Here is a 21,365-nt window from a genome sequence, read left to right on the forward strand (position 1 = left end):
GGCCTCCGGTCCACCCAGTCTTGCAGTGGGCCGCCGGTGATCGGAGCCGAACCCACGCTTGGGAACTCCGCCAGCCGCGCCTGACGCCCCACTCGGGGGCGAGTTACGGGCGCCGCGCAAGACACCGATCAATAAGGATCCCTTTGTCGTCAGATTTCGCGCGCCTCGGCGTGCCCACCTCCCTAGTCGCCGCCCTCGAGGCGCGCGGCATCACCAGCCCGACGCCCATCCAGGAGGCCACCCTCCCCGACTCGCTGGCCGGACGCGACGTCCTCGGCCGCGGCCGGACCGGCTCGGGCAAGACCTTCGCCTTCCTGCTCCCGCTCGTCGCCCGTCTCTCCGACGGCCGCCCCGCCGCGCCCAAGAAGGCCCGCTCCCTCATCCTCGCCCCGACCCGCGAGCTCGCCTCGCAGATCGAGGAGTCGTTGACCCCGCTGGCCAAGACCGCGGGCCTCAGCCACGTCACCGTCTTCGGCGGCGTCAACCAGAACCCGCAGGTCCGCGCCCTCTCCAGGGGCGTCGACGTGCTCATCGCCTGCCCGGGCCGCCTCCTCGACCTGATGGGCCAGGGCGCCGTCGACCTCTCGGCCGTGACGATCACGATCATCGACGAGGCCGACCACATGGCCGACATGGGCTTCCTGCCGATGGTGCGCCGCATCCTCGACAAGACCCCCGAGAGCGGGCAGCGGATGCTGTTCTCCGCAACGCTCGACCAGGGCGTCGGCGTGCTCGTCAAGGCCTACCTGCACCAGCCCGTGACCCACGAGGCCGACTCGGCCGAGTCGCCCGTCAAGGCCATGGACCACCATCTGCTCAAGGTCGACAAGGCGCAGCGCGTCGGGATCGTCGCCGAACTGGCGGCCGCCCCCGGCAAGATGATCGTCTTCACGCGCACCAAGCACGGCGCCAAGAAGCTCGCCAAACAGCTCATCTCGATGGGCGTCCCCGCGGTCGACCTGCACGGCAACCTCGCGCAGAACGCCCGCACCCGCAACCTCGAGGCGTTCCACTCGGGCGCCGTGCGGACCCTGGTCGCCACCGACATCGCGGCCCGCGGCATCCACGTCGACGACGTCGAACTGGTCCTGCATGCCGACCCGCCCGCTGAGCACAAGGCCTACCTGCACCGCTCGGGTCGGACGGCGCGCGCGGGCAAGGCCGGCACCGTCCTGACGCTCGTCACGCCCGACCAGAACAGCGAGGTCCGCGCCCTGATGCGCGCGGCCAAGATCAACCCGACGACCGCCGTCGTGCGCTCCGGCGACGAACTGCTGGCCTCGCTCGCCCCGGGCGAGCGCGAGTTCCTGTCCCCCGAGGCCGCGCAGGCAGTCGCCTACCCGTCCAAGCCCGCGCAGCCCCAGGGCAACGGCGGTAACGGAGGCAACGGTGGCGGCAACCGCCGTCGCCCCAGCTCGGCTGGCGCGGATCGCCCGTCGGCCGGCGGTCGGCCGGGCAACCGGAGGGACTCCGAGTCCCGACGCGACGGAGAGAGCCGCGGCGGCGCCCGTCGTGGCGGCTCTGGTGAGCGTCGAGGCGGCGGAGGCGGCGAGCGTCGCGGCGGCGAGTCGCGTCGCTCCGGCTCCGGCCACTCGAGCGCGTCCCGTGCGGGAAGCACCGGCGGCGTGGCGGCCTTCAGCGCCCAGCGTCGCCGGGGTCGCTGACCCCTCACGGCTCGACAGATGAACGGCCCGGTCGCCATGTGCGACCGGGTCGTTGCCGTCGCTCAGCGTTGGGCCGGAAGGGCGTCGACGCCGCCCGGGACGATCCCTCGGCCCCCTACGTGCCCGTCGTGGCGAGCGGTCCGAGGGCCGGTGTCGCCGAAGTCGGCGGATACAGCAAGCGATCGCCGCGCAGTCGAGGGTCCGTCAGCGGGCAAGGGTCCGACCGCCGGCATCGCAGTCGACTGCCTCGACAGGTCCCGAGGCAGAGTCAACTCCAAAAGCTATTGCTATTAGCTTTATGGCTATGTAGCCTAGCTTTATGGACACACCGACGCAGACCCACTACCTCCAGGTCGACGGAGGCCGGATCGCCTACGACGTGCGCGGCGACGGCCCGACGCTCGTCCTGCTCCCCGGCATGGGCGACCTGCGCGCCTCGTACCGCTTCCTCGCCCCTCTGCTGGAGGCCGCAGGCTACCGGGTGGTCTGCGTCGACCTCCGCGGCCACGGCGACAGCGACGCCACCTTCCCCACCTACGGCGACGCCGACACGGCGTCCGATGTCGTGGCCCTCCTCGAACACCTCGACACCCCCGCCACGCTGATCGGCAACTCGATGAGCGCGGGCGCTGCGGTCATCGCGGCCGCCGCCCCCGAACGCGTCAGCGGCCTCGTGCTCGTCGGGCCCTTCGTCCGCGACCCCGTCGACGGCTCCGCCCTGCAGCGGGCCGCCATGCGGGTCCTGATGGCCCGCCCCTGGGCGCGACACATGTGGAACGCGTACCTGCCGACCCTCTACAGCGGACGGAAGCCGGAGGACTTCGCTGCCTACCGGCGTCAGGTCTCGGAGGCCATGGCGCGCCCGGGACACTCGCGCGCCTTCTCGCTCACGACCAGGACGAGCCATGCCGACGCCGAGGCGGCGATCGGCTCGGCACAGGCCCCTACCCTTGTCGTCATGGGCACCAAGGACCCCGACTTCAAGGATCCCGCTGCGGAGGCGGAGTGGGTCAGGTCGGCCCTCGACGGCACGACGGCGATGATCGAGGACGCCGGCCACTACCCGCACGCGCAGCAGCCGGAGGCGACCGCCGCGGCGATCCTCGCCTTCCTCGAGGCGGACGCGGATGCCTAGGGTCGGGCTGACGGAGGCCTCGATCATCCAGAGCGCGGCGCTCCTTCTGGACGACGATCCCGACGCCGGCCTCAACCTGGCGACGCTCGCGCAGCGGCTCGGCGTGCGACCTCCGTCCCTCTACAAGCACGTCTCCGGCGTCGACGGCCTGCGCCGCGGCATCCTGCTTGCCGCCAAGCGCGACCTGGCAGACGTCCTCACCCGCGCCGCCGCGGGCACGGCACGTGCGGACGCCGTCCGGGCGATCGGCACGGGGTACCGCGCCTGGGCGGCCGACCATCCGGGCCAGTACGCGCTCACGGTGCGGGCGCCGCGGCCGGGCGACACCGAGGACGAGACCGCGTCCGCCGCCCTCGCCGACCTGATGTTCCGCGTGGTCCAGGGCTTCGGCATCGGGGACGAGGACCTCGTCGACGCCGTCCGCTTCGTCCGGTCGAGCCTCCACGGCTTCGTCGACCTCGAGACCCGAGGAGCCTTCGGGCTTCCGGTCGAGGTGAGCCGCAGCTTCGAGCGGCTGCTGAGCAGCGTCACCTCAGCCCTGGAGAACTGGTAGCCAGCGGTCGGGGAACCGATCCCTCGACGTCGGGCCGCGCCCGCTCCCCGCGTCGGATAGCGTGACCGCCGTGGAGCAAAGCGATCTCAGACGCAGGCTGACCCCCAACGGGGTCGCCCTTGCGGTCGGGACCGCCCTTTTCCTGGCGCTCTTCCTCCGGATGACGCCGTGCGTCGCGACCGCGCCCGGCGCACCCCGCAACCTGCTGCTCGGTTGCGCGAGCGAGATCCAGACCACGTTCCTCGCCGACTCGATGGGCAGCGGCGCGTCCCCGCTCACGGGCGGCGACCTCACGCTCTCCCCAGTCCTGGCCGTCATCCTGTTCGGCACCGCCCGGCTCGCGACTGCGTTCGCCGGGCGACCGGCGGTCACCGACGTCCAGGGGCAGGTCGACGCGAGCGTCGCGTTCTTCGGGCTCACCAGCGTGCTCCTGTTCGTCTGTTTCGCGGCGCTGATCGGCGCGGCGGGCTACTTCGGCCGCCGGGTCGGCCACGCGCTGTCGCGCGACTCGCTGCTCATCGCCGCCTCGCCCATCGTGCTGGCCGTGGGCCTGATCAGTTGGGACCTGATCCCGCTGGCCATGACAGGCGTCGGGCTTGCCCTGCTCGCCCGACGGCGGACGGTGCCTGCCGCGCTGGTGCTGGCGATCGCGTCCTGCACGGCCACGATGCCCATCGCCGTGGCCGTCGGGGTGCTCGTCGCGGTTGGCCTGCGCGGCGGGCTCGAGGTCGCGGCCCGGTTCGCGATCCCCTGGGGTGCCGCGTTCCTGGCGATCCATCTCCCGTTGATCGCGATCGACCCCGGCCGCATCTGGGACTACTACCGCGCCCAGGCGGGCGGCTCGCCGGGCCCCGGCTCGCTGTGGTTCGTCGCGCAACAACTCGGCCTCGACCAACCGCACGCCGGGTCGGTCGGCTTCGCGGTGATCGCCATCGCGCTCGGCTGCCTGTTCGGCCTGCTCCGCACCACGGGGCGACGCCCGCGCGTCGGGTCGATGCTCGCGATCGTCGTCCTCACCGTCGCGATCGCGGGGCCGGCGTACCCGCCGCAGACTGCGCTGTGGGTGCTGCTCGCGGTGGTCGCGGCGCGACCCAACCGGCGCGACCTGGTCGCCGTCACCGTCACGCAGGCGCTCCACGCGATCGGGCTGTGGGCGTGGCTCGGCGGCGCGCTGGCGGGCACGCCTTGGGTGTACTGGCTGACGGTGGTCGCACAGGTCAGCGTCCTCGTATGGCTCCTCGCGGAGACGCTGTGGGACGTGGCCCGGCCGACCCGTGACGCCGTCAGGGCCGCGTCGGCCGACGACCCGCTAGGCGGCGAACTGAACGACCACCCATGGGTCGCCGCACGACCCGCCGGTCGCACGGTCGCCGAGGCGGACGCCTCCGAGGTGGGGACGACGACCTGGGCGCGCTGGCGGCGCCCCATCCTGGCGGCCGCGATCGCCACCGTCGTCACGCGCGTGGTGTTCATGGGCGCGGCCTACGCGACGCAGTGGCTGATGGTCACGGACAAGGTCAAGCCCTTCCTCGACTGGAAGATCTGGCTGCAGTGGGACGCCTACCACTTCGTCGCGATCGCCGAGCACGGCTACGGCCCCGAGATCGTCGCGGGCAACGCCCCCGCCTTCTTCCCGTTGTTCCCGCTCGCGCTTCGCGCCCTGACGACCATCGGCCTCGAACCGGTCCACGCAGGCCTCCTGATCTCGGCGGTCAGCACCTTCGTCGCGTCCGCCTACCTCTACCGGTTGGCCGAACTGCACGGCTTTGACGGCGAGCGCTCCGTCGTCTATCTGCTCCTTTTCCCGACGGGCGTGTTCCTGGTGGCCCCCTACACCGAGGCGCTGTTCCTGGCGGGCGCCGTCCCCGCGTTCTACTACGGGCTGCGCGGGCGACCCTGGCCCGCGGCCGTCTTCACTGCCATCGCCGTCGGCAGTCGCACGGTCGGCCTGTTCGTGCTGCTCGGCGTCGCCATCGAACTGGCGCGCAGGGCGTGGCCGAGTTGGAAGAAGATGGCCTCGGCAGTCGCGGCGATGGTCGTCGCGTCGCTGCCGTTCTGGGCGTACGGGCTGTACCTGTGGCGGGTGCGAGGGTCGTTCTGGACGTTCATGGAGGTGCAGAAGGAGGGCTGGGGCCGGGACTTCATGGGCTTCACGGACGGTCTCCTGGCGACCTGGCACACCTGGGAGGGCGACTACGGCGCGAACCTGATCTTCACCTGGCGACTCGAGATCGTCTTCGCGTTGCTCTCGCTGATCCTCCTGGTGTGGCTGATGTGGCGCGGCTACCTGGGCTACAGCATCTACGTCGGCGCGACGCTGCTGATCGGGCTGAGCAACGCGTGGTACTACAGCACGCCCAGGCTCGCGCTCGCCTTCTTCCCCTTCGCGTTCCTGATCGCGGCCTTCGTCAAGCGTCGCGACCGCGCCAACACCTACGTCGTGCTCGCCATGGCCGTGATCGCGACGGTCGGGGTCGTCGCCTACACGCGAGGGGCCTGGTTCTTCTAGCCGCGTGTTCTTCTAGCCGCGTGTTCTTCTAGCCGCGTGTTCTTCTCGCCGCGGGCTCTTCGCATCGCGCGCCGCGGCCCACCCGGGGGTCGGGTCCTGCGTTGAGCATGTTTGGTTGCTCGTTGCCTCCAAAGCGGCGTTTGAACGTTCAGATCGCAAACGAGTTACCAAACATGCTCAAGCCCCTCCCCCTCCGCACGGCCATTCGTCCGCCGCCGACGGCGGCCCGCTCCCACACTCTCGGGGCCACTCCGGGCCAAGTTCCCGTTAACAACCATTTACAACGGGTGATTTACAACGGAGGAAAATCGACGTAATCTGTGCGGACACCCGGAAGTCACGAAGGAGTGACATGATCCACCTCAACCGACGGCAGCTCCTCACCGGAGCCGCCGCCCTCACCGGCGCCGGCCTGCTGGCCGGCTGCTCACCGTCGTCGACCCCCTCCGGGGCGGAGACCCTACAGTTCTGGCACCTCCTCTCCGGGGGCGACGGCGTGACGATGTCGGGCCTGCTCGACAAGGTCAACGCCTCCCAGGACGCCTTCCACGTCCGGCCGACCGTGCTGGCCTGGGGAACCCCCTACTACACGAAGCTCGCCATCGCGGGCGCCGGAGGCCGCGCCCCCGACGTCGCGATCATGCATGCCACCCGGGTCGGCGGATACGCCCCCGGCGGCCTGCTTGATACCTGGGACATCGACCGGCTCGCCTCGCTCGGCGTCGACGAGTCCACCTTCAGCGCACCCATCTGGGACAAGGGCAAGATCGGCGACAAGCGGTTCTCCGTCGCCCTCGACGCGCACCCGTTCGTCCTGATGTTCAACACCGACATCTGCGACAAGGCCGGCGTCCTCGACAGCGACGGCAACCTGCCCCCGATCAGCTCGCCCGACGAGTTCGTCGAGGTCATGCAGGCGATCACGGGCGCGTCCGAGTCGCACGGCCTGTCCTACGGCTACCTCGGCGACGGCTCGCAGATGTGGCGGCTCTTCTACACGCTCTACACGCAGCACGGCGCCGAAATGGAGTTCCCCCAGGAGGGGGCACCCGTGATCGACGACGACGCCGCCGTCGCGTCGCTGACGTTCATGCGCTCCCTGCTCGACGGCAAGATCGCGGCACCGCAGGCCGACTACCAGGCCGCGATCGCCGAGTTCGCAACCGGGAAGAGCGGCGTGCTGCTCACCGGCGTCTGGGAACTGCGCACCGTCCAGGCCGCGGGCTTCCCGTTCAATGCGGCGGTGATCCCCACGATGTACGGAACGCCCGCCAGCTATGCCGACTCGCACACCTTCGTCCTGCCGCACCAGGCGCAGCCGAACGAGCACAAGCGGGAACTGACCTACCAGTTCGTTGCCGACCTGCTGAAGAACTCCTTCGACTGGGCCACGGCCGGTCACATCCCCGCCTACCTGCCGGTCACTCAGTCGCCCGAGTACGCCGACCTGATGCCGCAGGCCAACTACGCCGTCGCTGCCGATCAGGTCCGCTACGACCCGCCCGCCTGGTTCACGGGCTCCGGGTCCGAGTTCCACTCCGAGTTCGGCGCGACGGCCCAGCCGGTGCTGCTCTCCGGCGACGACCCTGGCGCCGCCGTGAAGAAGTTCCGCGACTACGTCACGCGTCAACTCTCCAAGCCCAACCCCGCCGATCCGAAGGGAGTGTGGAAGGCATGAGCGCCACCACCGCACCCATCCGTGTCTCAACGGGCGGCCTTCAGAAGGGCGAGCGCCTGATCAGTTGGGCGATGCTGACGCCCTTCCTGATCGCATTCGTCCTCTTCCTCGTGTGGCCGATCCTGCACGGCTTCTACCTGAGCTTCACCGACCAGTCCCTCACCGGCGCGGGCGGCGACTGGGTCGGCATCGCGAACTACCTGGAGGCCCTCACCGACCCCGTCATGTGGGGCTCGATGGGCAACACCTTGTGGTTCACGCTCCTGTCGACGGTCCCGCTGGTGATCGTCGCGCTCGTGATGGCCGTCCTCGTCGACCGCGGGCTCCCCGGCCAGTGGCTGTGGCGGCTGTCGTTCTTCACCCCGTACCTGCTCGCCTCGACGGTGATCTCGCAGATCTGGGTGTGGATCTTCAACCCGCAGATCGGGGCGGCGAACGCGCTCCTGGCGAAGTTCGGGATCGCACCCATCGCCTGGCTGCAGAACCCCGACACCAACATGATCGCCATCGTGATCGCGACGGTGTGGTGGACCGTCGGCTTCAACTTCCTGCTCTACCTTGCAGCTCTGCAGAACATCCCGGCTCAGCAGTATGAGGCGGCGGCCATCGACGGAGCGGGCGGCTGGCGTCAGTTCTGGTCGATCACCTTGCCCCAACTCGGCCCCATCACCGCGCTGATCGTGATGCTGCAGATCCTGGCGTCGCTCAAGCTCTTCGATCAGGCGTACCAGATGTTGGGCGGCGTCTCCAGCGACACCACCCGCTCGATCATCCAGTACATCTACGAGACTGGTTTCGTCGGCTACCGCTTCGGATACTCGGCCGCCATCTCGTACGTCTTCTTCGCACTCATCATCATCGTCGGCCTCATCCAGGCGCTCGTCACCCGACGGAAGGGGCAGTGATGTCCACCACAACCCTCACCCAGTCGGGCGCAAAGCTCGACCTGCAGCGCACCCGCAAGCCGGGCAGCAGCCCGTTCTCGCCCCTGCGGATCGCGGCGTTCATCGTCCTCCTGCTGCTCGCGGTCGGCTGGCTGCTCCCGTTCCTCTGGGCGGTCGCCACCGCATTCAAGACCGAGAACGACGCGGCCTCCACCAACCCGTCGTGGATCGGCGAGCACGGCGTCACGATCGACGCGTTCACGTCGATCCTTTCGCAGGGCAACGTGTGGATCTGGGCCCTCAACAGCCTCTGGACCTCCGTCGCCGTCACGCTCATCACCCTGGCGATCTCGGCGCTGGCGGCTTACGTGTTCGCCCGCCTCGAGTTCCCCGGCCGGAGACTGCTCTACTACGCCGTCCTCGCGTCCATCGTGGTGCCGCCGCAGGTGCTGATCATCCCGCTGTTCTACGAGATGCTCGCGTTCAACCTGGTCGACACCCACATGGGCCTGATCCTGCCGCAGGTGGTCGCGCCGACGATGGTGTTCATCCTGACGCGCTTCTTCAAGGCGATCCCCATCGAACTGGAGGAGGCCGCCCGGATCGACGGGGCGAGCAGGCTGCGCATCTTCTGGTCGATCGTGCTGCCGCTGTCGCGCCCGATCCTCGCCTCCGTCGCGATCTTCGTGTTCATCGGCGCCTGGAACAACTTCCTGTGGCCGTTCCTCGTCATCAACGACACCACGCTGATGACCCTCCCTGTCGGTCTGCAGACCGTGATCAGCGCCTACGGCGTCCAGTACGCCCAGGTGATGGCCCAGGCGGTGCTCGCCTCCGTGCCGCTGATCGTCGTGTTCCTGATCTTCCAGAAGCAGATCGTCAAGGGCATCGCCACCACCGGCCTCGGCGGCCAGTAACACCTCAACAAGAGAAGGAAACTCCATGTCAACAGCACGCATCACGCTCGACCGTGATTTCACGATCGCGGAGGTCCCGCACCGGATCTTCGGCTCCTTCGTCGAGCACATGGGTCGCTGCGTCTACACCGGCATCTACGAACCAGGCCACCCGGCCGCCGACGAGCGGGGCTTCCGCACCGACGTGCTCGACCTCGTCAAGGAACTGGGCGCGAGCGTCGTGCGCTACCCCGGAGGCAACTTCGTCTCCGGCTACAACTGGGAGGACGGCGTCGGCCCGGTCGACCAGCGGCCCCGCCGCCTCGACGGCGCCTGGCACACGGTCGAGACCAACGCGTTCGGCCTGCACGAGTTCGTCGAGTGGGCGAAGGCCGCCGACGTCGAGGTGATGGAGGCCGTCAACCTCGGCACCCGCGGCGTCGACGAGGCCCGCGCTCTCGTCGAGTACGCCAACCACCCTGGCGGCACCGCGTGGTCGGACCTGCGGCGCAAGAACGGCGCCGCGGATCCGTTCGACATCAAGCTGTGGTGCCTCGGCAACGAACTCGACGGGCCGTGGCAGATCGGCCACAAGACGGCCCACGAGTACGGGCGCTTGGCGCAGGAGACGGCGAAGGCGATGCGGCTTGTCGACCCGAGCATCGAACTGGTCGCGGTCGGCTCGTCGAACCGTCAGATGCCGACGTTCGGCACCTGGGAGCACACCGTCCTCACGCACGCCTACGACGAGGTCGACTACATCTCGATGCACGCCTACTACCAGGAGCACGACGGCGACGCCGCGTCGTTCCTTGCGGAGGCGACCGACATGGACGCGTTCATCGAGGGCGTCATCGCGACGGTCGACGCGGTGAAGGCTGCCGGCAAGCACTCGAAGGAGATCAACCTGTCCTTCGACGAGTGGAACGTCTGGTACCAGAGCGGCCTCGACACCGAGGACCAGCCGCACAACGTGTCGCAGACGTGGCGCGAGCACCCCCGCCTCATCGAGGACACCTACAACGTGACCGACGCCGTCGTCGTCGGGACGTTCCTGCACAGCCTGCTGCGCCACGGCGACCGCGTGAAGATCGCCAACCAGGCGCAGTTGGTCAACGTGATCGCGCCGATCCGCTCCGAGCAGGGCGGCCCGGCGTGGCGTCAGACGATCTTCTGGCCGTTCGCGCTGATGGCGCGGATGGCGAAGGGCCGGGTGCTGCGGGTCGCCGTCGACGCGTCGAAGGAGTCGACCAAGCGCTACGGCGACGTCGACTCGGTCGACGCGGCCGCGACGTGGGACGAGGCCAACGGAAGGATCGCGCTGTTCCTTGCGAACCGTTCGATGGACTCCGACGGAGACGTGACGGTCGACCTGCGGGGCCTGTCGGCGTCGGCGATCCGCTCGGCAGAGGTGCTTGCGATCCCCGAGGGCGGCGACCGCCTGACGGCCAACACCGAGGTCGCACAGGACGCAGTCGGGATGCGGAAGCTCGAGTCGGTCGGGATCGAGGACGGGGTGCTGCGGGTCACGCTTCCCCCGATCTCGTGGGCCGCGATCGAACTCGACGTCGCCAGGAACTGACACCCAGTCGGCCGCCCGGGGAGCCTCGCGCCCCGGGCGGCCGAACCGCTGGGTGAGCCATGCGGGACGCGCCAGCGGCCCGCATCGGTCGAAGCCTCGTGACGCTGTAGCGATCTTGAGTGATTCGTCGGGCTGGCTCCACGACCGTTCCCTGAGCAGGGCGCCCCGCGCCCGTGTCGAAGGGTCCGAAACCACAGAACGCCACGGGAATCGGAGGCTTCGACAAGCTCAGCCAACGGCGCGCCAGTCTGCGCGAAGATCCGGAGGGTTTCGACGCACCGCGCGACTTCGTCGGCGGGCTGGCTCAACCAGCAGCCGCTGGGTGAGCCATGCGGGACGCGCCAGCGGCCCGCATCGGTCGAAGCCCTCGCGACAAGGTCGCGGACCCGACCACTGTTCCCCGAGCCTGTCGAGGGGTCCGACACCACAAGCGTCACCCAAGACGCCGCACACGTCACGGACGTTTCGACACGGCCGCGCGACTCCGTCGGCGGGCCGGCTCAACGAGCAGAGGCGCGACCACCGCTGGGTGAGCCATGCGGGACGCGCCAGCGGCCCGCATCGGTCGAAGCCTCGCGACGTTTCCAGAGTCCTGGGTCGAGTTCGATGGGTAGGCGCCGGAGGGTTTCGACGCACCGCGCGACTTCGTCGGCGGGCTGGCTCAACCAACGGACCGCATCGGTCGAAGCCATTCGGCCTACGCGCGCGGACCCGACCACCCGTTCCCCGAGCCTGTCGAGGGGTCCGACACCACACCCCCCACACACATAGACCCCGAACAGGTCACGGACGTTTCGACACGGCCGCGCGACTACGTCGGCGGGGCCGGCTCAACGAACGGAGGGCGCGACCACCGCTGGGTGAGCCATGCGGGACGCGCCAGCGGCCCGCATCGGTCGAAGCTCCCGGCCTAAGCGCGCGGACCCGACCACCGTTCCCCGAGCCTGTCGAGGGGTCCGACACCACACCCCCCACACACATCGACCCCGAACAGGTCACGGACGTTTCGACACGGCCGCGCGACTGCGTCGGCGGGCCGGCTCAACGAGCGGAGGGCGCGACTCCGTCAGCAGGCCGGCTCAACGAACGGCCGTCTCGTCCTCGACCGCCAGCGGGCTCGGGGTCGGGTTCAGGACCGCCGAGACGATGGCCTCGATCGCGAACTCGGTCGCCTCCGCCAACTCGACCCTCGGGTCAAGCAACCACTGCACCTGCAGCCCGTCCATCACCGCGAGGATGCCTGCCGACGCGTAGCGGATCGACCCCGCGTCGGTGATGCCCCGCTCCCTGCACACCTGCTCGAATGCCTCCGTGATCTCCGCTCGCAGCGTCGAGTAGCGGCGCATGAAGTAGTCGCGCGCAGGGTGTTCGTCGGTGACGGACTCCCCGGAGAGCACCACGAACGCCTGGACGATGCCCGCCCGCTTCGCGTTCGCGAACGCCGTCCGCACCAGGTGCCTGAACAGGTCGAGGCCGCCAGGAATGTGGCGCTCCGTGAGGTGTTCGACGTCGGTCTGGTCGCGGTAGGTGAGGACCTCGAGCAGCAGATGGTCCTTCGACCCGAAGTGGTGCAGGATTCCCGCGTGCGTCATGCCGACCTGGTCGGCGATCTCGGCGAGCGTCCCGTTCGCGTACCCCTTGTTTCCGAAGACCTCTGTGGCAGCCTTGAGGATGCTTTGCCTGCGGGCCTGCGTCTCCGGACGCGTGCCCGTCCTGCGCCGCTGGGTGCTCATCTGGACCGCCTCCGATCGGCTGACCCGAGGCTCCCTGGTGGATCCTCCGTAGTCACCGGCACTGCCTCTTTGCGCGTGGTGCCGGGTGCGACTTGGTCACGTATTGCTAACAATACGCAGCCTACAGTTGCAACTTACTTACTGGCCAGTAAGATAATCGAAACTCCAGGATCCCTGGATGAAAGAACAGCCCGCCGCAGGCGGGCAAAACCGAGGAGCAGCAATGAAGCTGAAGCCATTGATCGCCATGTCTGCCGTGGCAGCACTCCTGTTGGCCGGTTGCAGCGGCACCAGTGGTGGCGACCCGACCAGCGGCGGCACGACCAAGCCCACGACCGGAAACACGGAGGGAGGCGGTGGCGTCGGCACGGCCGCGCTGACCATCGCCAAGCCCGACGGCGCCATCACCACCGAGTCGCACAACCCGTATCTCGGCGACTCGTCCGCCTCGAAGTACGCCTACGGAAAGGTGATCTTCGAGTCCCTGGCGCTGGTCAACCCCACCGGCGACCTCGGCACCACCCCGTGGCTCGCCGAGTCGGTCGAGTGGAACGAGGACTACACCCAGCTCACGGTCGTCCCCCGCAAGGGCGTCAAGTGGAGCGACGGCACCGACTTCACCGCCGACGACGTGATCTTCAGCTACGACATGGTCAAGTCGGGCAAGCTGAACGACACGTCCGCGCACAACATCACCGACATCAAGGCCGACAGCGACAAGGTCGTCATCACCTTCGGTAACTCCAAGTTCACCTCGCAGGCCCGCGTGCTGCATCACCCCATCGTGCCCAAGCACATCTGGGAGAAGATCGCCGATCCGAACACCGATCCGCTGACCGGCGAAGGCATGGCGGTCGGCACCGGCCCCTACGTGCTGTCCAACTGGTCGACCGAGTCGGTCACCCTGACCGCTAACCCCACCTACTGGGGCGGCGAGATGGCCGTTCCCGAGCTGCACTACGTCTCCTACGGCGACAACGCCGCCCTCACCACCGCCCTCGTCTCGGGCGAGGCCGACTGGGCGCAGGCGTTCATCCCGCAGATCAAGGACAGCTACCTGGCCGCCGACGAGAACAACCAGTTCCTCGTGTCCCCGACCGCGGGCGCAGGCACGCTCTTCATGAACCTGCAGACCAAGCCCTTCAACAACAAGGCACTGCGTGAGGCAATCGCGTGGACGGTCGACCGTCAGGCCTACGTCGACATCGCCCGCGAGGGCGCGTCGGAGCCGATCTGGAGCGTCAGCGGCCTCGGCGACCTGCTCAAGGACGAGATCCTGCCTGAGTACGCCGACAAGAACTACTCCGTCGACGTGGCCAAGGCCAAGCAGATCCTGACCGACGCCGGCTACACGTGGAAGGACGAGAAGCTCGTCGATCCCGACGGCGAGGCCGTCTCGTTCTCCATCTCCGTCCCCGCGGGCTGGAGCGACTGGAACACCGAGCAGGCGCTGATCGCCGAGGAGCTCAAGAACGGTCTCGGCATCGACGTCAAGGTCGACCAGCCTGACTGGGGCGGCTGGGACGAGGCCCGTCAGACGGGCACCTTCCAGATGATCATCCACTGGCTCGAGGACACCGGCAACGCGTACGGTCTCTACACCTCGACGATGGATCCCAAGTGGATCGTCGATGACAAGGCCCAGTTCAACTTCGGCCGCTTCAACGACCCGGCCGTCACCAAGGCCCTCGACACCTACGCCAACGCAGCGAACGAGGGCGACCGCGCCGAGGCCCTGAAGGTCATGGAGACCGCGTTCGTGGAGAACGTGCCCGCCATCCCGCTTGGCGCTCACCCGCTGCTGGGCGAGTTCAACACCCGCAACTACGTCGGCTGGCCGTCCACGGACGACCAGTACGCCTCCGGCGACCCGACCCAGCCCGGGATCGTCATGGTCCTCACCAAGCTGAAGACCGCCTAGTCTCCACACACCGTGACGCGTGGGGGTGGATGCACCAGGGCGTGCATCCGCCCCCCGCGTGTTTCAGCACACGAAAGTGAGACCCATGAGCGACACCCTTCTGTCCGTGCAGGACTTCTCCGTCGTCTACGACGTCGATCCCCCCGTCGAGGCCGTGAAGAACGTCAGCCTCGAGTTGCATCGCGGCGAGATCCTCGGACTCGCGGGCGAGAGCGGCTGCGGCAAGACCACCCTGGCCTACGGCGTGCAGCGCCTCCTCAAACCACCCGCCGTCATCACGAGCGGCTCGGTCCTCTTCCACGACGCATCAGGCGACGACATCGACGTCAACGCCCTCGACGCGGAGGAGATGCGCCGGTTCCGGTGGGACAAGATCTCCATGGTGTTCCAGGGCGCGATGAACGCGCTCAACCCCGTGGTGCAGATCGGCAAGCAACTCGACGACGTCTTCCAGGTGCACCGCCCCGAGATGAGCCGCAAGCAGCGGCTCGCCGAGGTGAAGGAACTGCTGGAGATCGTCAAGGTCGGCGAGCAGCGGATGCGGTCCTACCCGCACGAACTCTCCGGCGGCATGCGGCAGCGCGTCATGATCGCCATGGCGCTAGCCCTCCGACCGCAGTTGATGGTGATGGACGAACCGACCACCGCCCTCGACGTGCTGGTGCAGCGCGAGATCCTGCGCCAGATCTCCCAACTGCGTCGCGAGTTCGGCTTCTCTGTCGTCTTCATCACCCACGACCTGCCCCTGCTGCTGGAGATCAGCGACCGGATCGCCATCATGAAGGAGGGCGAGATCGTCGAACTGGCCACGTCCGAGCAGATCTGGACCGACCCCCAGCACGACTACACCAAGAAGCTGTTGGCGTCGTTCCCGCGCCTGACCGGCGAGAGAGGAGTGGTGGTCCGATGAGCCTCCTCGAGTTCAGGAACGTCACCAAGATCTACAACGTCCGCGGAGCGGGCCAGCTCAAGGCGCTCGACGACGTCAGCTTCGCGCTGACCTCCGGCCAGACGATCGGCCTGGTCGGCCAGTCAGGCAGCGGCAAGTCGACCATCGCCAAGATCCTCACCCAACTGGAGCGCGCCACCTCCGGCGAGGTGCTGCTCGACGGCGCCCCGATCCCCCGGCGCGGCAAGGCGCTTCGCGACTACCGCCAGCAACTGCGCATGGTCTTCCAGGACCCGTTCGCGTCGCTGAACCCCTACCACTCCATCCGTTATCACATCGAGCGCCCGCTGCGGCTGCACAACGTGGTGCCGAAGGCCGAGACCGAGGGTGAGGTGCGACGCCTGTTGGAGCGCGTCCGGCTCGAGCCGGACAAGGTCATCGACCGACGCCCGCACGAACTCTCCGGCGGGCAGCGGCAGCGCGTCGCCATCGCCCGCGCGCTCGCGTCCCGCCCCAAGCTGCTGGTCGCCGACGAGCCCGTGTCGATGCTGGACGTGTCGATCCGGCTCGGCGTGCTGAACCTGCTCGCCGACCTGCAGCGAGAGGAGGCCCTCGGCGTCCTCTACATCACCCACGATCTGGCGACCGCCCGCCACTTCAGCGACGAGATCATGGTGCTCAACCAGGGCCGCGTCGTCGAGCACGGGCCCGCAGACGACGTCATCCTCAACCCGCAGGATCCCTACACCCGCGAACTGCGGGCCGCCTCACCCGACCCCGAGAAGCACTTCGCACACCTGTCGCACGAGGGAGGAACGAAATGAGCACCGAGCAGCCGACCATGACCGACCCCCGACCCGACGCCCTCGAGGTCGGCACGACCGCCACGAAGGCCGTCAAGGCCCGGGCGCGCATCCCGTGGCGCTTCCTCGGCAGCCGCGCCCTGTTCTACCTGTTCACGCTGTGGGCCGCGATCACCATCAACTTCATCCTCCCGCGGATGATGAAGGGCGACGCGGTCGACGCGTACCTCGCCCGCAACCGCAACATCTCCCCGGAGGCGGCAGACGCACTGCGCGCCCTGCTCGGCCTCGACACCGACAGGTCACTGTTCCAGCAGTACCTCGACTACTGGTCGCACCTGCTGCGCGGCGACCTCGGCGTCTCGCTGCTCCACGGCCTGCGGCCCGTCACCGAGGTGATCGCAGGCGCGCTGCCCTGGACCGTCGGGCTGGTGGGCTTCGCGACCATCGTGTCCTTCACGATCGGCACCCTCGGCGGCGCATTCATCGGCTGGCGCCGCGGTTCCCGCCTCGACGTGATGATCCCGATCACCACCTTCCTCAGCACGATCCCCTACTTCTGGCTCGGCCTGCTCGCGATCGCGGTGTTCTCGGTGAACCTCAAGTGGTTCCCGATCGGCAAGGCCTACGGCGTCGGCATGAAGCCCGAGTGGTCCGCCGAGTTCATCAGCCAGGTGATCCACCACGGAACCCTTCCCGCGTTGACCATCGTCATCGCCTCGCTCGGCGGGTGGATGCTCGGCATGCGCAACATGATGCTGACGGTCCTCGACGAGGACTACATCACCGTCGCGCAGGCCAAGGGCATGCCCGACCGCAAGGTGCTGTGGGGCTACGCGGCCCGCAACGCGGTGCTCCCCCAGATCCAGAGCTTCGCGCTGTCGCTCGGCTTCATCGTCGGCGGCACCATCGTGATGGAGATGGTGTTCAGCTACCCCGGCATCGGCAAACTGCTGCTCGACGCCACCAACGGCAAGGACTACGCGCTCATGCAGGGCGTGTTCCTGGTGATCACCATCTCGGTGCTGATCGCCAACATCCTGGCCGATGTGGCCTACGCCTTCCTCGACCCGCGCACCCGCCAGACGGAGGCCTGAGCCATGACGACCCCAGCAGCACTCGAGACCCCCGTCGCGGCCACCCCGCCCGCGCCGAAGGGGCAGACCTTCGGCGCGAAGCTGGCCTCCGCCTTCGCGATGTTCCGCAACGGCAAGTCGATCGCGGGCCTGGTGATCCTCGGCTTCTTCGTGCTGATCGCGATCTTCGCCGAGTTCCTGGCGCCCTACTCGCCGACGGCCGTCAACCCCAAGTTGCGGCTGAAGCCGCCGTCGGCAGAGCATTGGCTCGGCACGACGCACCTCGGTGAGGACGTCCTCAGCCAGGTCATCTTCGGCACCCGCGGCGTCATCGTCGTCGGCTTCCTCGCGGCGGCCATCGCAACGGTCATCGCGATCACCGTGGGCGTCATCTCCGGCTACATCAGCGGTTGGAAGAGCGAGGCGCTCTCGGCGCTGACCAACGTGTTCCTCGTCATCCCCGGCCTGCCGCTGATCATCATCGTGGCATCGATGTTCGAGGACCCGCCGCTGTGGATCGTCGCCGCGGTGCTCGGCATCATCGGATGGGCCTGGGGCGCTCGGGTGCTCCGCGCCCAGACGATGTCGCTACGCAACCGCGACTTCGTGCAGGCCGCGCGCGCCAACGGCGAGCCGCTGCGTCGGATCATCGCCGTCGAGATGCTGCCGAACCTGATGGCGCTGATCGCCGCCAGCTTCGTCGGCACCGTGACCGCCGCGATCCTGAGCCTGACGACGCTTTCCTACATCGGCGTCATCCCGGTGACGACCTACAACTGGGGAACCATCCTCAACTGGGCCTCCGCGCAGGGCGCGTTCAGGCAGAACCAGTGGTGGTGGTACCTCCCTCCGGGCCTGTGCATCGCCGCGATCGGCGTCGCCCTCTCCCTGATCAACTTCGGCATCGATGAGTACGTCAACCCGCGCCTGCGCTCCGCAGGTGAGCGGGCCCGGGCGCTGCGCAAGCAGGGCATCGACGCCAACTCCGCCGTCACGACCGTCCGCCCCGCGGCACTGAAGAAGGAAGACAAGCAGTGACAACCCAGCACGTCGAGACCTACCTCGACGCCTCCCGCCCCGCCGCTGAGCGCGTGGCCGACCTCCTCTCCCGGATGACCGTCGAGGAGAAGGTCGGGCAGATGATGCAACTCGACGCCCGCGACGACCTCGACCAGTTGGTGCTCGAGCGCCACGTCGGCTCGATCCTGCACACCTCCCCCGAGCGGGTGCTGAGGGCACACGAGCTGACGGGGCGGACGCGGCTGCGGATCCCGCTGCTGGTCGGCGAGGACTGCATCCACGGCCACTCGTTCTGGGAGGGCGCCACGATCTTCCCGACCCAGCTCGGAATGGCCGCCTCCTGGTCGCCCGAACTGGTGGAGCGCGTCGCGCGCGTGACGGCCGTCGAGGTCGCCGCCACCGGCATCCACTGGACCTTCTCCCCCGTGCTGTGCATCACGCGCGACCTGCGCTGGGGCCGCGTCGACGAGACGTTCGGTGAGGATCCGTTCCTGATCGGCGAACTCGCCTCCGCGATGGTGCGCGGCTACCAGGGCGACGGGCTGGCAGACGAGCGCGCGATCCTGGCGACCGCGAAGCACTTCGCCGGCTACTCGGAGACCCAGGGCGGGCGCGACGCGAGCGAGGCCGACCTGTCGCGCCGCAAGCTCCGGTCCTGGTTCCTGCCTCCCTTCGAGCGGGTCGCCCGCGAGGGCACCGGCACGTTCATGCTCGGCTACCAGAGCACCGACGGCGTTCCGATCACCGTCAACGACTGGCTGCTCACCGACGTGCTGCGCGGCGAGTGGGGATACACCGGAATGTTGATCACCGACTGGGACAACGTCGGCCGGATGGTGTGGGAGCAGCAGGTGCAGCCCGACTACGCGCACGCCTCCGCCGCCGCGGTCAAGGCGGGCAACGACATGATCATGACGACGCCCGGCTTCTACCAGGGGGCCCTCGACGCGATCGACCAGGGCCTGCTGCGCGAGTCCGACCTGGACCGCGCGGTCGCCCGGGTGCTGCGGGTCAAGTTCGACCTCGGCCTGTTCGAGAACCCGCGTCGGCCTGACGCGGAGCGCATCGCCGCCGAGATCGCCACACCGGAACACGAGGCGGTCAACGTGGAGGTGACGCGCCGCTCGATCGTGCTGCTGAGCAACGACGGCGTGCTCCCCTGACGGCGTCCGCGGACCGGGACGACACGGGTCGCGCCGTGGGCGGTGAGCCGCGTCGCGTCGCGGTGGTCGGCCCGCTCGCCGACGAGGCGCAGATCCAACTCGGCGACTGGGCGGGCAATTCCGGCCAGGCCGGCTGGCTGCCCGACGGTCATCCGCGCGACATGATCACCACCGTCCTCGACGGCCTCCGCGGCCTCGCCCCGTCCGGCTGGGCGGTCGGCCACGCTCGCGGCGCCGACATCCTGACCCTCGCGGAGCACCCCGAGGGGTCGCACTTCCCGGACGGGCAGCCGCGCCCGCCGGTTATCCTGGCCGCCGAGACCGACCAGGCCCAACTCGACGAGGCGGTCGCGCTGGCACGCGAGTCCGACTACGTGGTGGCCGTGGTCGGCGACCGGATCGAACTGGTCGGCGAGGGTCGCTCGACGGCGACGCTCGAGTTGATCGGCAGCCAGATCGCGATGCTCGACGCGCTCGCCGCAACCGGGACTCCGATGATCGTGGTGCTGATGGCCTCCAAGCCGCTGGTGCTGCCTCCGTCGGCCAGGAACGCCGCAGCGGTGATCTGGGCGGCCTCGCCGGGCATGAAGGGCGGGCAGGCGGTCGCCGAGATCGTGCTCGGCCTCGTCGAGCCGAGCGGCAGGCTTCCCGTGTCGTTCGCGCTGCACGTCGGCCAGCAGCCGAGCTACTACAACCAGATCCGCGGCCAGCACGGCGACCGGTACGCCGACCTGACGCAGGCCCCGGCCTGGCCATTCGGTCACGGCCTGTCGTACTCGAGCGTCGAGTACGCGGAACTGACGGTGGAGACCGAGTCGCTGACGCCGTCGGACGTGGTGCGGGGTCACGTGCGCGTCACGAACACGGGCACCCGTCCCGTGCTGGAGACGGTGCAGGTCTACGTCAGCGACACGGTCACGTCGGTGAGTTGGGCGGACCAGGAGTTGAAGGCCTACCGACAGGTCGAGTTGGCCCCAGGCGAGTCTCGGGTCGTCGACCTTGACCTGCCGGTCTCCGACTGCACGATCGTCGACGCGGAGGGTCGCCGGATCGTCGAGCCGGGCGCTTTCGAGTTGCGGGTCGGCCCGTCGAGCGACCGTTCCCGCCTGTTGAGGGCAAGCTTCACGGTCACGAACTGAGGCGACCGGGGAGGGTCGAGAACGGGTCGGGGAGCGCCGAGGGGCGCTCCCCGGCCCGCGCTGGTTGAGCCGCGCCAAGGCGCGCAGCGCCGCAAACGCCCGCCGACCACGGGTTGAGCCGCGCCACCGCCGGTTGAGCCGCGCAAAGGCCCGCAGCGCCGCAGCGCGCGTCGAAACCAACCGCACCAGCGCAGAGACCCGACCAAGAGCGAGCATCAGCGGTATTCGCGACCTCCAAGATGCCAGGCAGCAGACCTCAGAACTGCGGACACCTCACGAGGTTTCGACCGATGCCAGCCGCTCCGCGCCTGCCATGGCTCAACCAACGGGGGTTTCGACCGATGCCAGCCGCTCCGCGCCTGCCATGGCTCGACCAGCAAGACCGTTCCCTGAGCAGGGCGCCCCGCGCCCGTGTCGAAGGGTCCGAAACCCCGAGGCGATCGGAGGCTTCGACAAGCTCAGCCAACGGAGACCGACCCCCGAGCAGGGCACCCCGGCTCCGCTGGTTGAGCCGCGCCACCGCCGGTTGAGCCGCGCAAAGGCGCGCAGCGCCGCAGCGCCCGCCGACCATGGGTTGAGCCGCGCAAAGGCGCGCAGCGCCGCAGCGCGTGTCGAAACCAACCGCACCAGCGCAGAGACCCGGCCAAGAGACGACATTCAGCGACAGACGTGACCTCCAAGACGCCAGGCAGCGGACATCAGAACTGCGGACACCTCACG

Annotated in this window: 16 protein-coding genes; 15 read left to right on the top strand and 1 reads right to left on the bottom strand. The window is 68.9% G+C overall.

Going from position 1 to position 21,365, the window contains the following annotated elements; all coding sequences use genetic code 11:
• Positions 1 to 143: 143 nt before the first annotated feature.
• From BW730_RS13255 to arfA, 8 genes are all read left to right on the top strand, one after another.
• Positions 144 to 1,664 carry a DEAD/DEAH box helicase gene (locus tag BW730_RS13255; protein WP_077686666.1) on the top strand — a complete coding sequence of 507 codons (1,521 nt, stop codon included), beginning with the start codon at positions 144 to 146 and terminating at the stop codon, positions 1,662 to 1,664.
• A gap of 319 nt (positions 1,665 to 1,983) precedes the next feature.
• Positions 1,984 to 2,799 carry an alpha/beta fold hydrolase gene (locus tag BW730_RS13260; RefSeq protein WP_077686667.1) on the top strand — a complete coding sequence of 272 codons (816 nt, stop codon included), beginning with the start codon at positions 1,984 to 1,986 and terminating at the stop codon, positions 2,797 to 2,799.
• Positions 2,792 to 3,352 carry a TetR/AcrR family transcriptional regulator gene (locus tag BW730_RS13265; protein ID WP_077686668.1) on the top strand — a complete coding sequence of 187 codons (561 nt, stop codon included), beginning with the start codon at positions 2,792 to 2,794 and terminating at the stop codon, positions 3,350 to 3,352. Before BW730_RS13260 ends, BW730_RS13265 begins: the two co-directional genes overlap by 8 nt.
• A 70-nt stretch (positions 3,353 to 3,422) precedes the next feature.
• Positions 3,423 to 5,861, top strand: a complete 2,439-nt coding sequence (locus tag BW730_RS13270) for a mannosyltransferase family protein (RefSeq protein ID WP_145952867.1) — start codon at positions 3,423 to 3,425, stop codon at positions 5,859 to 5,861.
• Positions 5,862 to 6,213: 352 nt separating this feature from the next.
• Entirely contained in the window at positions 6,214 to 7,539 is a 1,326-nt protein-coding gene (locus tag BW730_RS13275; protein WP_077686670.1) for a substrate-binding domain-containing protein, read from the top strand.
• Positions 7,536 to 8,444, top strand: coding sequence for a carbohydrate ABC transporter permease (locus BW730_RS13280; RefSeq protein ID WP_077686671.1), 909 nt, complete (start codon positions 7,536 to 7,538; stop codon positions 8,442 to 8,444). Before BW730_RS13275 ends, BW730_RS13280 begins: the two co-directional genes overlap by 4 nt.
• Complete coding sequence (locus BW730_RS13285; RefSeq protein ID WP_077686672.1) at positions 8,444 to 9,340, top strand: carbohydrate ABC transporter permease; 897 nt, start codon at positions 8,444 to 8,446, stop codon at positions 9,338 to 9,340. Before BW730_RS13280 ends, BW730_RS13285 begins: the two co-directional genes overlap by 1 nt.
• Positions 9,341 to 9,365: 25 nt before the next feature.
• Positions 9,366 to 10,901, top strand: coding sequence for an arabinosylfuranosidase ArfA (gene arfA, locus BW730_RS13290; protein WP_077686673.1), 1,536 nt, complete (start codon positions 9,366 to 9,368; stop codon positions 10,899 to 10,901).
• Positions 10,902 to 11,980: 1,079 nt separating this feature from the next.
• On the opposite strand, the gene BW730_RS13295 is transcribed toward arfA, so the two are convergent.
• Complete coding sequence (locus tag BW730_RS13295; protein WP_077686674.1) at positions 11,981 to 12,634, bottom strand: TetR/AcrR family transcriptional regulator; 654 nt, start codon at positions 12,632 to 12,634, stop codon at positions 11,981 to 11,983.
• A 223-nt stretch (positions 12,635 to 12,857) separates the two neighbouring features.
• Here BW730_RS13295 and BW730_RS13300 point away from each other — a divergent pair, with 223 nt between their 5' ends.
• The 7 genes from BW730_RS13300 (at position 12,858) to BW730_RS19470 (ending at position 20,645) form a co-directional block, all read left to right on the top strand.
• Positions 12,858 to 14,555 carry an ABC transporter substrate-binding protein gene (locus BW730_RS13300; protein ID WP_077686675.1) on the top strand — a complete coding sequence of 566 codons (1,698 nt, stop codon included), beginning with the start codon at positions 12,858 to 12,860 and terminating at the stop codon, positions 14,553 to 14,555.
• A gap of 85 nt (positions 14,556 to 14,640) precedes the next feature.
• A complete protein-coding gene (locus BW730_RS13305) occupies positions 14,641 to 15,465 on the top strand; it encodes an ABC transporter ATP-binding protein (protein WP_077686676.1) in 825 nt (274 codons plus the stop codon).
• Positions 15,462 to 16,268, top strand: coding sequence for an ABC transporter ATP-binding protein (locus BW730_RS13310; RefSeq protein ID WP_077686677.1), 807 nt, complete (start codon positions 15,462 to 15,464; stop codon positions 16,266 to 16,268). Before BW730_RS13305 ends, BW730_RS13310 begins: the two co-directional genes overlap by 4 nt.
• Positions 16,265 to 17,344, top strand: coding sequence for an ABC transporter permease (locus BW730_RS13315; protein WP_077686678.1), 1,080 nt, complete (start codon positions 16,265 to 16,267; stop codon positions 17,342 to 17,344). Before BW730_RS13310 ends, BW730_RS13315 begins: the two co-directional genes overlap by 4 nt.
• A 3-nt stretch (positions 17,345 to 17,347) precedes the next feature.
• The gene (locus tag BW730_RS13320; RefSeq protein ID WP_077686679.1) at positions 17,348 to 18,361 is read left to right on the top strand and encodes an ABC transporter permease; all 1,014 of its coding nucleotides are present in this window, start codon (positions 17,348 to 17,350) and stop codon (positions 18,359 to 18,361) included.
• Positions 18,358 to 19,506 carry a glycoside hydrolase family 3 protein gene (locus BW730_RS19465; protein WP_226996811.1) on the top strand — a complete coding sequence of 383 codons (1,149 nt, stop codon included), beginning with the start codon at positions 18,358 to 18,360 and terminating at the stop codon, positions 19,504 to 19,506. The genes BW730_RS13320 and BW730_RS19465 overlap by 4 nt, the downstream gene beginning before the upstream one ends.
• A 35-nt stretch (positions 19,507 to 19,541) precedes the next feature.
• A complete protein-coding gene (locus BW730_RS19470; protein ID WP_226996812.1) occupies positions 19,542 to 20,645 on the top strand; it encodes a glycoside hydrolase family 3 C-terminal domain-containing protein in 1,104 nt (367 codons plus the stop codon).
• Positions 20,646 to 21,365: the final 720 nt, after the last annotated feature.

This window comes from Tessaracoccus aquimaris (genome assembly GCF_001997345.1).
GTDB lineage: Bacteria > Actinomycetota > Actinomycetes > Propionibacteriales > Propionibacteriaceae > Arachnia > Arachnia aquimaris.

Coding starts and splice junctions, on each gene's coding strand:
- BW730_RS13280 (WP_077686671.1), top strand. CDS start 7,536: ATGAGCGCCACCACCGCACCCATCCGTGTCTCAACGGGCGGCCTTCAG.
- BW730_RS13265 (WP_077686668.1), top strand. CDS start 2,792: ATGCCTAGGGTCGGGCTGACGGAGGCCTCGATCATCCAGAGCGCGGCG.
- BW730_RS13275 (WP_077686670.1), top strand. CDS start 6,214: ATGATCCACCTCAACCGACGGCAGCTCCTCACCGGAGCCGCCGCCCTC.
- BW730_RS13310 (WP_077686677.1), top strand. CDS start 15,462: ATGAGCCTCCTCGAGTTCAGGAACGTCACCAAGATCTACAACGTCCGC.
- BW730_RS13315 (WP_077686678.1), top strand. CDS start 16,265: ATGAGCACCGAGCAGCCGACCATGACCGACCCCCGACCCGACGCCCTC.
- BW730_RS13305 (WP_077686676.1), top strand. CDS start 14,641: ATGAGCGACACCCTTCTGTCCGTGCAGGACTTCTCCGTCGTCTACGAC.
- BW730_RS13285 (WP_077686672.1), top strand. CDS start 8,444: ATGTCCACCACAACCCTCACCCAGTCGGGCGCAAAGCTCGACCTGCAG.
- BW730_RS13260 (WP_077686667.1), top strand. CDS start 1,984: ATGGACACACCGACGCAGACCCACTACCTCCAGGTCGACGGAGGCCGG.
- arfA (WP_077686673.1), top strand. CDS start 9,366: ATGTCAACAGCACGCATCACGCTCGACCGTGATTTCACGATCGCGGAG.
- BW730_RS13300 (WP_077686675.1), top strand. CDS start 12,858: ATGAAGCTGAAGCCATTGATCGCCATGTCTGCCGTGGCAGCACTCCTG.
- BW730_RS13320 (WP_077686679.1), top strand. CDS start 17,348: ATGACGACCCCAGCAGCACTCGAGACCCCCGTCGCGGCCACCCCGCCC.
- BW730_RS13295 (WP_077686674.1), bottom strand. CDS start 12,634: ATGAGCACCCAGCGGCGCAGGACGGGCACGCGTCCGGAGACGCAGGCC.